Annotated in this window: 17 protein-coding genes; 6 read left to right on the top strand and 11 right to left on the bottom strand. The window is 65.8% G+C overall.

What is annotated here, in order from left to right; translation table 11 throughout:
• Window positions 1-217 precede the first annotated feature (217 nt).
• Together CA237_RS08340 and CA237_RS08335 are read left to right on the top strand one after the other, a co-directional pair.
• A complete protein-coding gene (locus tag CA237_RS08340; RefSeq protein ID WP_066694212.1) occupies window positions 218-700 on the top strand; it encodes an SH3 domain-containing protein in 483 nt (160 codons plus the stop codon).
• Window positions 701-961: 261 nt separating this feature from the next.
• Complete coding sequence (locus CA237_RS08335) at window positions 962-3160, top strand: DPP IV N-terminal domain-containing protein (RefSeq protein WP_241215451.1); 2199 nt, start codon at window positions 962-964, stop codon at window positions 3158-3160.
• Between the two features lies 1 nt (window position 3161).
• On the opposite strand, the gene CA237_RS08330 is transcribed toward CA237_RS08335, so the two are convergent.
• From CA237_RS08330 to CA237_RS20135, 3 genes are read right to left on the bottom strand one after another with little or no spacing between them, the layout of a single operon-like run.
• Window positions 3162-3524 (bottom strand): hypothetical protein, encoded by a 363-nt coding sequence (locus tag CA237_RS08330; protein ID WP_066694209.1) that lies wholly within the window; start codon window positions 3522-3524, stop codon window positions 3162-3164.
• Window positions 3521-4033 carry a DUF6402 family protein gene (locus CA237_RS08325; protein WP_126013683.1) on the bottom strand — a complete coding sequence of 171 codons (513 nt, stop codon included), beginning with the start codon at window positions 4031-4033 and terminating at the stop codon, window positions 3521-3523. The genes CA237_RS08330 and CA237_RS08325 overlap by 4 nt, the downstream gene beginning before the upstream one ends.
• Complete coding sequence (locus CA237_RS20135; protein WP_277600133.1) at window positions 3982-4341, bottom strand: DUF6402 family protein; 360 nt, start codon at window positions 4339-4341, stop codon at window positions 3982-3984. Before CA237_RS20135 ends, CA237_RS08325 begins: the two co-directional genes overlap by 52 nt.
• A gap of 148 nt (window positions 4342-4489) precedes the next feature.
• Here CA237_RS20135 and CA237_RS08315 point away from each other — a divergent pair, with 148 nt between their 5' ends.
• Complete coding sequence (locus CA237_RS08315) at window positions 4490-5515, top strand: aspartate-semialdehyde dehydrogenase (RefSeq protein ID WP_066694562.1); 1026 nt, start codon at window positions 4490-4492, stop codon at window positions 5513-5515.
• Between the two features lie 116 nt (window positions 5516-5631).
• On the top strand, window positions 5632-6333 hold the full coding sequence (locus tag CA237_RS20130) for a methyl-accepting chemotaxis protein (protein ID WP_066694202.1): 702 nt from the start codon (window positions 5632-5634) through the stop codon (window positions 6331-6333).
• Between the two features lie 4 nt (window positions 6334-6337).
• Here the strand turns inward: CA237_RS20130 and CA237_RS08305 are convergent, their stop codons facing one another.
• Window positions 6338-6982 carry a YitT family protein gene (locus CA237_RS08305; protein WP_126013677.1) on the bottom strand — a complete coding sequence of 215 codons (645 nt, stop codon included), beginning with the start codon at window positions 6980-6982 and terminating at the stop codon, window positions 6338-6340.
• 145 nt (window positions 6983-7127) lie between these two features.
• Between CA237_RS08305 and CA237_RS08300 the strand changes: the two genes are divergently transcribed.
• On the top strand, window positions 7128-7886 hold the full coding sequence (locus CA237_RS08300; RefSeq protein ID WP_232308069.1) for an alpha/beta fold hydrolase: 759 nt from the start codon (window positions 7128-7130) through the stop codon (window positions 7884-7886).
• A 26-nt stretch (window positions 7887-7912) separates the two neighbouring features.
• Here CA237_RS08300 and CA237_RS08295 read toward each other — a convergent pair whose 3' ends face one another.
• Window positions 7913-8581: a glutathione S-transferase family protein gene (locus tag CA237_RS08295; RefSeq protein WP_066694195.1), complete on the bottom strand. Its 669-nt coding sequence runs from the start codon at window positions 8579-8581 to the stop codon at window positions 7913-7915.
• A gap of 77 nt (window positions 8582-8658) precedes the next feature.
• On the opposite strand from CA237_RS08295, the gene CA237_RS08290 reads away from it, so the two are divergent.
• Window positions 8659-9276, top strand: coding sequence for an exopolysaccharide biosynthesis protein (locus CA237_RS08290; RefSeq protein WP_066694193.1), 618 nt, complete (start codon window positions 8659-8661; stop codon window positions 9274-9276).
• Between the two features lie 113 nt (window positions 9277-9389).
• Here the strand turns inward: CA237_RS08290 and yihA are convergent, their stop codons facing one another.
• From yihA to CA237_RS08260, 6 genes are all read right to left on the bottom strand, one after another.
• Window positions 9390-10058 (bottom strand): ribosome biogenesis GTP-binding protein YihA/YsxC, encoded by a 669-nt coding sequence (gene yihA / locus CA237_RS08285; RefSeq protein WP_066694191.1) that lies wholly within the window; start codon window positions 10056-10058, stop codon window positions 9390-9392.
• A complete protein-coding gene (gene yidC / locus CA237_RS08280; RefSeq protein WP_066694561.1) occupies window positions 10055-11752 on the bottom strand; it encodes a membrane protein insertase YidC in 1698 nt (565 codons plus the stop codon). The genes yihA and yidC overlap by 4 nt, the downstream gene beginning before the upstream one ends.
• A 22-nt stretch (window positions 11753-11774) precedes the next feature.
• Window positions 11775-11987: a membrane protein insertion efficiency factor YidD gene (gene yidD / locus CA237_RS08275; RefSeq protein ID WP_055818097.1), complete on the bottom strand. Its 213-nt coding sequence runs from the start codon at window positions 11985-11987 to the stop codon at window positions 11775-11777.
• Between the two features lie 29 nt (window positions 11988-12016).
• Window positions 12017-12352 carry a ribonuclease P protein component gene (rnpA, locus tag CA237_RS08270; RefSeq protein WP_066694189.1) on the bottom strand — a complete coding sequence of 112 codons (336 nt, stop codon included), beginning with the start codon at window positions 12350-12352 and terminating at the stop codon, window positions 12017-12019.
• 5 nt (window positions 12353-12357) lie between these two features.
• On the bottom strand, window positions 12358-12492 hold the full coding sequence (rpmH, locus tag CA237_RS08265; RefSeq protein WP_055760664.1) for a 50S ribosomal protein L34: 135 nt from the start codon (window positions 12490-12492) through the stop codon (window positions 12358-12360).
• A gap of 109 nt (window positions 12493-12601) precedes the next feature.
• Window positions 12602-12847: a hypothetical protein gene (locus CA237_RS08260; protein WP_066694187.1), complete on the bottom strand. Its 246-nt coding sequence runs from the start codon at window positions 12845-12847 to the stop codon at window positions 12602-12604.
• Window positions 12848-12933: the final 86 nt, after the last annotated feature.

Genomic DNA, 12933 nt, shown 5'->3' with positions numbered 1-12933 from the left:
TTCAACAGCTGTCCCGTCTCCTGCCATATCAACCCTCGCCCACCTCCACCGCCGCCTCCCCGCGCGTTCTGCGGCGCTGCCCCACGCCCGCATCCCTCGCCGCCCCCGTCCGCCCCGCAGCCACCGCGATAGATCGCCCGTCCAAGCGGACGATATTCTCCCCGGCTGTCTGTCCCTGGCCTGTATCGTCAAGCGACAGACATTCGGGGACAATATCATGCGCTTGGGCGGGCGATCGATCGCGGTGGCGGCGGTGCTGACGGTGGTTGCGACGGGAGCGGCCGATGCGCAGCGCCGCAAGACGCCCTATTATGCGTCGATCGCCGCGGGCGAGGCGCGGATGCGCAGCGGGCCGGGCAAGAATTATCCGACCCAGTGGGTCTATCGCCGCGCCGACATGCCGATCAAGGTGCTCGACATCTATCAGGACTGGCGCCGGGTCGAGGACCCGGACGGCACGCGTGGATGGTTGCAGGTCGGGCTGCTGAGCGACCGGCGCACCGGCTTTGTCGGGCGCGAGGTGGTCGAACTGCGCGCGTCGCCGCAGGCGGGGGCGGCGGTGGTGTGGCGCGCCGCGCCGGGGGTCGTCGGGCGGTTGTCGCGATGCAATGGCGCATGGTGCTTCTTCGATGTGAAGGGGCGCGGGGGCTATGTCGAACAGTCGCGGCTGTGGGGCGTCGATCCCGGCGAGACGATGTAGGGCGTTCCGTCATTCCCGCGCAGGCGGGAATCCGGAGCCAAGCTGACCACGGCCCGCGCCTGTGACCCTGGACCCCCGCCTGCGCGGGGGTACGGCATTGGTAGGACCGGTCCGCGACCCGCCTAATTCAGCCATTTACCTCCGCCGTCCCCCAAGCGATAACAACCGATACGACCGGCGCGGACGTGCCGGGCAAGGATACGGGGCACTATGGTAAAATGGTTGATGGGCGCAGCGTTGCTGGCAATGGGAACGGCCGGGATGGCGAGTGAACCGGCCCAGCCAGCGGCCGCCGGCAATCCGGCAAGGGCCGGCGAGCTGACTCTGGAGCGGGTGTTCGCCAGCCCCGACCTGAACGGCAGCCAGCCGCAGAATTTGAAGCTGTCGCCGGACGGCAAGTACGTCACGCTGCTGCGCAATCGGGCGGACGAGCGCGAGCGGTTCGATCTGTGGGCGATGGACACGACCACCCGCGAATGGCGGATGCTGGTCGATTCCAAGAAGGTCGGCACCGGTGCGGCGCTGTCCGAAGCGGAAAAGATGCAGCGCGAGCGCGACCGCTCGCTGACCGGCAAGCGCGGCATCCTGGCCTATGACTGGGCGCCCGATGGCAAGTCGATCCTCGTGCCGCTGGACGGCGACCTCTATCTCGCGACGATCGACGGCCAGGTCCGCCGGCTGACCAACAGCGAGAGCGGCGAGCTGAACCCGGTGGTCAGCCCGGAGGGCAACTATGTCAGCTTCGTACGCGACCAGAACCTGGTGGCGCTGGACCTGAAGACCGGCAAGGAAACCGCGCTCACCACCGAAGGCAAGGATAATGTCCATTTCGGCGAGGCGGAGTTCGTCGCGCAGGAAGAAATGGGACGGCGTACCGGCTATTGGTGGTCGCCGGGCGACCGGCTGGTCGCGGTGCAGCGCTTCGACGAGGCGCCGGTCGGCATCGTCACCCGCTCGGCGATCGGTGCCGAGGGGACGAGCATCTATCAGCAGCGTTACCCGAAGGCGGGCACGCCCAACGTGCTGGTCGACCTGTATGTGATGAAGCCGGACGGGTCGGGCCGGGTGAAGGTTGACCTGGGCCCCGATCCCGACATCTATCTGGCGCGGGTCGACTGGACGCCGGATGGCAAGGCGCTGCTGGTCCAGCGGCAGGACCGGGCGCAGACCAGGCTCGACATGCTGAAGGTCGATCCGACAACCGGTCGCTCGACCGTGCTGTTCACCGAAGAATCGGGACCGAAGAGCTGGATCAACCTGTCCGATGCCTATCACATGATGAAGGACGGGAGTCTCATCTGGTGGTCGGAGCGCGACGGGTACGGCCATCTGTACCGCTGGCAGGCAGGCAAGTGGACGCAGCTGACCAGCGGCAAATGGATGGTCGCAGATCTGGCGGGCGTCGACGAGGCGAAGGGGCGCGTCTATTTCCTCGCCAACAAGGACGATGTGCTGGAGCGGCAGCTATACCGCGTCGACCTGTCCAAGCCCGGCGCGGTCACGCGGATGACCGAGGCGGGCTGGTCCTACGGCGCGTCGATGGACGGGAAGGCGTCGCGGCTGATCGTCACCCGCTCCAACCCCGACCAGCCGGCGCAGACCTATCTGGCGGATACGTCGGCCAAGCGGATCGCGTGGATCAACGAGAATGCGCTGAGCGGCGATCACCCCTACGCGCCCTATGTCGCCAGCCATCGCCCGACGCAGTTCGGGGAGATCAAGGCGGCCGACGGGTCGGTGCTGCACTGGAACATGATCACGCCCAAGCTGGAGCCGGGCAAGCGCTATCCGGTGTTCTTCTCGCATTATGGCGGGCCGGGCAGCCAGGTCGTGCGCCGCGCATGGGGCGGGGCGCTGCGCCAATATCTGGTCGATCAGGGGTGGATCTGGTTCGAGATCGATAATCGCGGATCGCCCGAACGCGGCAAGGCGTTCGAGAACCAGATTTATCGCGCGATGGGATCGGTCGAGGTCGACGACCAGATTGCCGGCGCGAATTATCTCAAGACCTTGCCCTTCGTCGCGCCGGACAAGATCGCGACCTATGGCTGGTCCTATGGCGGCTATATGACGCTCAAGATGCTGGAAAAGGCGCCGGGCGTGTTCGCGGCGGGCGTGGCGGGCGCGCCGGTGTCGCGCTGGGAACTGTACGACACCCATTATACCGAGCGCTATATGGGCGATCCCCGCACGGTGCCCGAAGCCTATGCCACGTCGGCGACGGTGGCGGACGCGGCGAAGATCAGCGATCCGATGCTGCTGATCCACGGCATGGCCGACGATAACGTCGTGCTGGAACATTCGACCGCGATGATGGCGGCGATGCAGAAATCGGCGACACCGTTCGAACTGATGCTCTATCCGGGGCAGACCCACCGCGTCGGCGGACCGGGGGTGAGCGAGCATCTGTGGAAGACGATCCTGAACTTCCTGAACCGGCAGGTGAAGGACAAGCCGTAAGCTATTGCACCGACCATCGGCCCGTCGCCCGGTCGTACCGGGCGGCGACACCGATCTCGACCGCGCGGGGCGACCACCGCGTCGCGCCCGATCCGTCGAGGTAGAAGGGCGGACTGGTGGCGAGGATCGTGCCGTCGGCGGTCGAGGACAGGCGGGCGATGGCATAGTCGTTTGCATTGTGGCCCGTCAGCTGCTGCCAGCGATCCGGGCGATAGAGCTCGACCCGTTCTTTCTGGTCGGGTGAGGTTTCGATGTCGATCAGGGCACCCGGCGTCGCCCAATGCAGTCCGGCAGTCGCGCCGACTGCGGTGCCCGCAACGAAGGCGATCGCGACTACCGGCGCACGCCACGGCCGCCGGCTCATCGTGGCACCATGACGGTGACGGGCTGGGCCAGTCGCTGCCCGCGTATGTCCGAATAGATCATGAAGTCCCCGCCCATGTCCGTAACGCCACGATATTGCCGGAACGGGTCGTTGCTGACCGGGAAACAGGCAAACCCCTGTCGGAAAGAGGAGGGTTGCTTGCGGACCTCTACTTCGATGGCCGGTGCGAGTAGCGCGACGCGCAAAAGGCCGCCCGGACCCCAGCTGCCCAGCGGCTGGTTGCCGTTGAAATCGTAAGAGTCACGCAGGTAGGTACCGACCTGATCGATGCTCACCCGCCAGCCGCCGGATACGGGTTCGACCATGCCGCTGACTGCCAGCCGTACCAGCGCGCTGCCGAACGCGGCGTAGAAATCGTCGGCGGCGCCATACCAGGCGCTGTCGACCACCTCGCGGTTGATCGCGCAGTCCATGTCGATGACCGGGACCCGCCGTCTCAGGTCGCCGAAGCGGAACGAGCGATCACCGGCGACACGGTAGATGCGCATCCACCGCAGGACCTGCGCACGACTTCGCCCGGACTGGGACCGAGCCGCTCACCACGCGACCATGTTGCCAGCAGCCGGCGTTGGGCAGCGGCGAAGCGCGGCACCGCCATTGCCCATGCCATCGTGACGGTGGTGGTATCGACGGCACGCGGCGGCGCTGGTTGCTGGCCGCGCTTGACGGCTGTCGGCATGGCCCAGGCCTTCGCTGCGAACCAGCGATCCATCAATGCTGCGCCAATCGGCCATTGCTCGCGCCGCATGACCGCCGGAATGTCGCTGAGATAAAACGCCTTGGGTGTTGCATTCAGCCTTGTCCTCCGCTCCGGCCGGGATCATGCACGCGCCACCGATCCCCAGGCAAGAGCGGCGCAGGAGCTGACCGTGATCCGCGAACCGCTGGACTTTTCTTGCAAGGCGACTATGCGTTCGCGCAAGTTAAGAACGCGGAGTATGCAAGTGGGGTATCGGGTAGTCGTCGCGGGCGCGACCGGCAATGTCGGGCGCGAAATGCTAAACATCCTGGCGGAGCGCGAGTTTCCGATCGACGATCTGGCGGTGCTGGCATCGTCGCGCTCGGCCGGCGACATGGCCGATTTCGGCGAGACCGGTAAGCAGTACAAGATCCAGAATATCGAGCATTTCGATCCGACCGGATGGGACATGGCGCTGTTCGCGATCGGCAGCGAGGCGACCAAGGTCTATGCGCCCAAGTTCGCCGCCGCCGGCTGCACGGTGATCGACAATTCGTCGCTGTACCGCATGGACCCCGACGTTCCGCTGATCGTGCCGGAAGTGAACCCGGAGGCGATCGACGGGTACAAGACGCGCAACATCATCGCCAACCCCAATTGCTCGACCGCGCAGATGGTCGTGGCATTGAAGCCGCTGCACGATGCCGCCACGATCAAGCGCGTCGTCGTCGCGACCTACCAGTCGGTGTCGGGCGCGGGCAAGGCGGGGATGGACGAGCTGTTCGAACAGAGCCGCAACATCTTCGTCGGTGACTCGGCAGAGCCCAAGAAGTTCACCAAGCAGATCGCGTTCAACGTGATCCCGCACATCGACAGCTTCCTCGACGACGGGTCGACCAAGGAAGAGTGGAAGATGGTGGTCGAGACCAAGAAGATCCTCGATCCCAAGATCAAGGTGACCGCGACCTGCGTTCGCGTTCCCGTGTTCGTCGGCCATTCGGAAGCGATCAATATCGAGCTGGAAAACGAGCTGTCGGCCGAGGATGCGCAGAAGATCCTGCGCGAGGCGCCCGGCATCATGCTGGTCGACAAGCGTGAGGACGGCGGATACGCAACTCCGATCGAATGCGTCGGCGACTTCGCGACCTATGTCAGCCGCGTGCGCGAGGATTCGACCGTCGAGAACGGCCTGGCCCTGTGGTGCGTCAGCGACAATCTGCGCAAGGGCGCCGCGCTGAACGCGGTGCAGATCGCGGAGCTGCTGGGTCGCCGGCACCTGAAGAAGGATTGACCGGGCGCGGCTTCCGCGGCGGCCGCGGCGCGCTACGTACCTGACGTACCGTTGTTTTTCGGAAGCCGTTCCGATTTCCTAAGTCGTCCTTAACGCTATGCGCGCATGATGTGTGCATGGACACGCAGTTCATCCAGGATAGCGCGCTGTATCACGGTGCGTGGGAGGCGATCTGCCGGTCGCAGGCGGTGGTCCATTTCGGGCTGGACGGCACCGTCCTGTGGGCCAACGATCTGTTCCTCGACGTCATGGGATATGGCCTGCCGGAGATACGCGGCCGGCATCACCGGATTTTCTGTCGGACGGAAGATGGCGTTTCCGCGCATTATGCGCAATTCTGGCACAAGCTGGGCGAGGGCGCGTTCGACAGCGGATTGTACCGGCGGATCGACCGGCAGGGCCATGATGTGTGGTTGCAGGCGACCTACAACCCGATCCTCGACGGTCGCGGCCAACCGACCTCGATCGTCAAGATCGCGACCGACCTGACGCGGCAGGTGCTGCTGGAACGCGAAGTGCAGGCACGCTTCGACGAGGGGCAGCGGTTTCAGGCGCGGCTGGAGCAGCAGGCGGAGGCGCTGCGGCTGCTGATGACGCAACTGGCGGCGATCGTCACCTCGATCGGCGATATCACCGCGCAGACGCGGCTGGTCGCGTTGAACGCCGCGATCGAGGCGGCGCGCGCGGGTGAGGCGGGGAGCGGCTTTGCCGTGGTCGCGCGCGAGGTGAAGTCGCTGGCCGAGGATATCCGCCACGCCACCGAACGCGCATCGGCCATGTTGCGTGAGAACGATCAGCTGACGGCCATCGCCGCCTGACCCGTCAATAGCCGGTGTAGCGTCCCGGCCGGTGCCACGCGATCAGGATGCCGCTGATCGCCGCCGCGCTGAGCGCCGACCAGGCGACCTGTACCGGGGCGACGACCGCGAAGGACGCGGCAAGGATGGCGAGGTCGATCGCGATCTGCGTCCGCCCCGCATTCCACCCGCGCGTGCGTTGCAGCCACAGCGTCACCACGCCGGTCCCGCCGACGCCGGCATCGTGCCGCGCCAGCGCGAGGATGCCCATGCCGATCACCGTACCGCCCGCGACCGCGGCGAAGGCCGGATGCACCTCGACGATGCGAAAGCCGTAGCGCGCCATCGTCGAAAACAGCGCGATGCCGCCATTGACCGCGATGGTGCGCCACATGAAGCGCGACCCCATCGCCGCGCGCGCGAACAGGAAGAAGGGAATGTTGATCAGCGTGAACAGCACGCCGGTCGGCAGCGGCACGAGATAGGACACCAGCAACGCCACCCCGGCGATGCCGCCGGTCACCAGTCCGGCGGCGCGCAGCATGGCGAGGCCCAGCGCGATCATCACGCAGCCGACGATGATCGCATAGACATCTTCGGATCGGCTGTGCGGTACGCCGTTATGGGGCAGGGCGGGATTGATGGCGGTGGTCTCCGGGCTGGCCGGCATCCTCTTCCGCTTGTTCTTTTGTTGCTTGGGATACTAACTTGGTTTCACGCGCTGGTGAAGCGGCAAATGCGCGACGCCCGGCTCGACAGGCGGGATCGGTCCGCGCATAGCCCTTCGCGAAATTCCGGCCAAGGACTGCATGATCGTGACCCAGCCCCCTGTCACCACCCATCGTTTCGCGAGCTTCGACGGGGTCGAGATCGCCTGGGCCGAAATAGGTGAGGGGCGGCCGGTCGTGCTGATCCACGGCTATTTCAGCGACGCGCAGACCAACTGGATCAAGTACGGCCATGCGGCGAAGGTCGCGGCGCTCGGTCGACGGGTCATCATGCCCGATCTGCGCGCGCATGGGGCGAGCGCCCGGCCGCACGACGCCGCCGCCTATCCGCCCGATGCGCTGGCGAAGGACGGCATGGCGCTGATCGCGCATCTCGGGCTGACCGACTATGACCTGGGCGGCTATTCGCTCGGCGCGCGGACGGCGGTGCGGATGGTAACGATGGGCGCGACGCCGGGCAGGCTGGTGCTGAGCGGCATGGGGCTGGAAGGGTTGCTCGACACCGGGCGGCGCGCGGCGCATTTCCGGCGCATCCTGACCAATCTCGGCAGCTTCGAGCGCGGGTCGCCGGAATGGATGGCGGAGGCGTTCCTGAAGACCACCGGAGGCGATCCGGTGGCGCTGCTCGGCATCCTCGAAACGTTCGTCGACACCTCGCGCGAGGAACTGGCCGGTATTCGGCAGCCGGTGCTGGTGCTGGCGGGCGAGGAGGACGACGATAATGGCAGCCACGCCGCGCTGGCCAACTTGTTGCCCGATGCGCGGCTGATCGAGACACCCGGCAACCACATGAGCGCGGTGGTGAAGAAGGAACTGGGCGACGCGATCGCGGGGTTTCTGGCCTGAAAATCCTCCCCGTGCCGGGGAGGAGCTTATTTCACCGGCTGTTCGTACTGTTCGAGGACCCAGTCTTCTTCCTGGGCGCTGGCGATCCAGTCCTGCATCCATGGGTGCTGCAACAGGGTGATGATATAGCCCATCGCGAAGCGCGGGCAGGGCAGCGAATAGGTGACGATCCGCGTCGCGACCGGCGCGAACATGATGTCGGCCGCGCCGAATTCGCCGAACAGATAGTCGCCACCCTGGCCGAAGCGGGCGCGGGCCTGTGCCCATAGCTCGTAGATGCGCGAAAGGTCGGCGGCGACGTCGTCGTCGGGTTGGGTCGGATCATAGACCTGGCGGACGTTCATGCTGTGCTTGCGGCGTAGCGGCGCGAAGCCCGAATGCATTTCGGCGGCCATCGACCGGGCCATGGCGCGCGCCGCCGGGTCGGCCGGCCAGAATTTGTCGCCGCCCGATTTCTCGTTGAGATATTCGACGATCGCCAGGCTGTCCCACACGACGATGTCGTCGCCGTCCCACAGGATCGGCACCTTGCCCGACGACGGCGCGAATTCGTCGCCTTCGCGGCGTTTGTCCCAGTCGGCGTCGTAGAGCGGCACGACGACCTCCTCGAACGGCAGGCCTGACAGCTTGGCCGCCAGCCAGCCGCGCAGCGACCAGGAGGAATAGGCCTTGTTCCCGATGATGAGCTTCAGCATGGGCGCGGGTGGTGCCATGCGACGGCGCCCGTGTCGAGCGATTGGAACCGGGGGCGGAACGATCCGTTGGCAAATCCATGGCGGAAAACGAAAAAGGCGGCGATCCGCATAGCGTGGGCGAGGTGCTTGACCGGTTGAAGGAACTGGGCGAGCAGGCCGGTGCCGAGAAAGCGAAGCTGGGCGACATGCTGGAGGCGCTGGGCCAGCGTGCCTATGGCCCGTTCTTCATCATCTTTCCGCTGATCGACATTTCGCCGGTCGGCGGCATTCCCGGCTTGCCGACGGCAATGGCGGTGGTGATGATCCTGCTTGCCGTTCAGTTGATCCTCGGCCGCAAGCATCTGTGGTTGCCGGGCTTCCTCGCCAATCGTGGGCTGAAGGGCGAAAAGCTGGTCAAGGTCGCCGACAAGACGCGGCCGATCGCCAAGCGGATGGACAAATGGTTTCACGGGCGGCTACCGGCGCTGACCAAGGGGCCGATGGTCAAGGTCGCCGGGGTGGCGGTAGTGCTGCTGTGCCTGACCGTGCCGCCGCTGGAACTGCTGCCCTTCGCCAGCACCGCGCCGATGGCGGCGATCATGGCGTTCGGCATCGCGCTGCTGGTGCGCGACGGGTTGCTGATGATCGTGGCGTGCGCGTTGTCGGTCGGGGCGGTGGCGCTGGGGGCGGGGTTGTTTGTGTCGAAGTCGGGGTAAATGATTTCTGCCGTCATCCCGGCGCAGGCCGGGATCCATTGTGTCGGGTGTTCGCGGTTTATCGCGACCTTACCCCATCCATGGATTCCGGCCTGCGCCGGAATGACGGTAGGTCACCCGATCGATTCGATCACCGCCGCGCGCAGTTCGGCGATGCCCATGCCTTTTTCACTCGACGTCGAGATGACGTCGGGATGCGCGGCCGGACGCTTGCGGACCTCGTCGCCCACCGCCGCGTACACGGCGTCCAACTCGGTCGCCTTGATCTTGTCGGTCTTGGTCAGGACGATGCGGTAGCTGGTCGCCGCCTTGTCCAGCATCTCGAACACTTCGCGATCGACATCCTTGATGCCGTGGCGCGAATCGATCAGGACCAGTGTGCGCTTCAATACCTGCCGCCCGCGCAGATAGTCGTTCACCAGATAGCGCCACTTGCGGACCATGTCCTTGGGCGCCTTGGCGAACCCGTATCCGGGCATGTCGACCAGCCGCAGTTTCAGCGGCTGCCCGATGTCGAAGAAGTTCAGCTCCTGCGTCCGCCCCGGCGTAACCGAGGTGCGCGCGAGCGAAGTGCGGCCGGTCAGCGCGTTGAGCAGCGACGACTTGCCGACGTTCGATCGGCCGGCGAACGCGATCTCCGGCACGTCTGGCGACGGCAGATGGTCGAGCGACGGTGCCGATTTCAGGAACTGGATCGGGCCCGCAAAGATCTTGCGCGCCGCTTCGATCTGGTCTGGATCGAAGCGGTCGTCGCCCGGCGGCGGGGGTGGCAGGTCGTTCACTTGGCCGGCGCCTGCTTGAGCGCCGGATGCCGCGAATAGAGCAGTTGCTGCTGTGCGATGGTCAGCAGGTTCGACGTGATCCAGTAGACCTGCAGGCCGACCGCGAACGGCGCCATGATGAACATCAGCACCCACGGCATCAGCCCGAAGACCTGCTTCTGCATGTCGTCCATCGGTGCCGGGTTCAGCTTGAACTGGAAGTACATCGAGATGCCGAGCAGCACCGGCACGATGCCGATCGCCAGGAAGTGCGGCGGGGTGAAGTCGAGATAGCCGAACAGGTTCAGGATCGTCGCCGGATCGGGTGCCGACAGATCCTTGATCCAGCCGACAAACGGCTGGTGCCGCATTTCGATGGTCAGCAACAGCACCTTGTACAGCGCGTAGAAGATCGGAATCTGGATCAGCGTCGGCAGGCAGCCGGCGACCGGGTTCACCTTTTCCGTCTTGTACAACGCCATCATCTCCTGCTGGAGGCGTGGCTTGTCGTCCTTGTAGCGTTCCTGCAGCACCTTCAGCTTGGGCTGGATCGCGCGCATCGCCGCCATCGACGCGAACTGGCGCTGGGCGATCGGGAACATCAGGCCGCGGATGGTGAGCGTCAGCAGGATGATCGCCACGCCGAAATTGCCGACCATGCGGAACAGCCAGTCGAGATAGACGAAGATCGGTTCCTCGACGACGCGGAACCAGCCCCAGTCGATCGACCGCGAGAAATAGGGCACGCCCTGTTCCTCATAGGCGTTGAGGACCTTGTTCTCCTTTGCCCCTGCAAAGAAGCGCGCACTCTGCGTCATCGCCTGGCCCGGGTTGAGCGTAGCGAGGGTCGGCGAGCGATAGTCGGCCTGATGGCGCTGGTCGGCGCCCTTGAGCGACAGGCCGTGCTGCGCGTTCTGATCCGGGATCAGCGCGGTCATCCAGTAATGGTCGGTGAAGCCCAGCCAGCCGCCCTTCGCGTTGAAGGTCGTGGGGGCGGCGTCGATATCCTTGTAATCGACGTCGAACTTCACGCCGTTGCCCGCTTCGTAGATCGGGCCGACCTGGATCGTCATCGTGTCCTTGTCGACCGGCGAGCCGCGACGGCTGAGCAGGCCATAGGTCGCGACCTGCACCGGCTGCGCGCCGGTGTTCACGATGCTCTGGCGCACGGTGAACATATAGTCGTTGTCGACCGAAATCTGCATCAAATAGCGCTGGCTGCCCGCCTGCGTCGTGAGCGTGACGGGGGTGGTCGGGGTGAGCTTCGCGCCCGACGCGGTCCACAGCGCGTCGGCCGGCGGCGGAGTGATGCCGGTGCCGCTCCAGCCGAACTGCGCGAAATAGGCATCGGCGGTACCCGATGGCGACAGCAGCCGGACGGGGGGCGAATCCTTGGCGATGGTTTCCTTGTGCCGCACGAGCACCAGATCGTCGATCCGCCCGCCGCGCAGGTTGATCGATCCGCGCACCGACGGGGTTTCGATCAGCACGCGCGGGGTTTCGCGAAGCACCACCGCCCGGTCACGAATCGCGTTCGCGGTATCGGCGGCAGGATCGGTCGCGGGATTGGCGACGGGCTTGCTTCTGCCGTCCTCCAGCTTCGTCACCGGCGGATTGGCGGCCGGGAAGAAATGGTTGGCGATGTACGGCCAGCCGAACAGCACCAGCGCAGCCAGTACCGCGAACAGCAGGAAATTCTTCTGGTCGTTCTTCACGTACAATCCTTACGGCGCAGACTCAGGGCACCGGATCATGGCCGTGCCCGCCCCAGGGGTGACAGCGCGCGATCCGTTTGGCGGCCAGCCACGCCCCCTTGATCGCGCCATAGCGGGCAAGGGCGGTGATTGCATAGGCCGAACAGGAGGGTTGATAGCGACACGACGGCGGCAGGATCAGCGACGGACCCAGTTGCCACGCGCGCGCGACCAGCATCAGCGCGCGGGCGGCGATGCCCGGACGGTCGGGGTCGCCTGCGTCGGTCACCGGCGAACCTTGCGCAACGCCTTGGAAAGGTCGGCTTTCAGATCGTCGAACGGGCGTTCGATCCCGCTCGCCCGGCCGATCAGCACGTGATCGGCACCGGCAATGCCGTGCTCGGGCAGCAGCTCTGCGGCAAGCGCGCGAAAACGCCGCTTCATCCGGTTACGGACGACGGCGTTTCCGACCTTCTTCGATACGGTAATGCCGATTCGCATCGCGCCAGGCGGCGTATCGGCCAGTTCGTCCGCCTTGCGGTTACGCACCAGCAGAACGAAGCCGGGCATGGGGGCCCGGCGTCCCGCATTCGCCGCCAGATAATCCCGGCGGCGAAGCATTTTGGTTAGGCCGACAGCTTCTTGCGGCCGCGGGCACGACGCGCGCGGATCACATTGCGGCCGCCCGGCGTCGCCATGCGCGAGCGGAAGCCGTGACGACGGGCCCGTACCAGGTTGCTCGGCTGAAAAGTCCGCTTCATCACTCATTCCCCGGGTATTCAAAACTGCCAGAACGTAAAAAGCCGCCAGTGACGGCGGCCGCGTGGGTGGTCCCTTAGCCATGGAGGCCGCGCAAGTCAACGCCGAGCGTTACGTACCCGCCCGCATCCGGCGCCGTTTGGCGCTGGCGCGGCGCAGCGCGCGGTCGGTGAGCGCCCGCAGCCGCGGATGCCGCCGCAACCGGCGGGCGAAACGGTGCCTTGCCCAGCGCGAATTGCGCAAGATCAACGCGGTGCCGGCGGCAAAGGTGAAGATGCCGGCCGGACCCGGCAGCACCGCGACCAGCGGCGTCACCAGGACCAGCAATACACCGAGGGTCACCAGCGCAATCTGCATCGTAGCTCGCCATGCCAGCCGTGTGTTGCGCTGGCAAGACGGTCACGACGGGCCGTTCCTTACGGCGGCAAAGCGGCTATGGACGA

It is taken from the genome of Sphingomonas sp. ABOLH (genome assembly GCF_003951715.1).
GTDB classification, from domain to species: domain Bacteria; phylum Pseudomonadota; class Alphaproteobacteria; order Sphingomonadales; family Sphingomonadaceae; genus Sphingomonas; species Sphingomonas hankookensis_A.
This window is presented reverse-complemented; position numbering and strand designations above follow the sequence as displayed.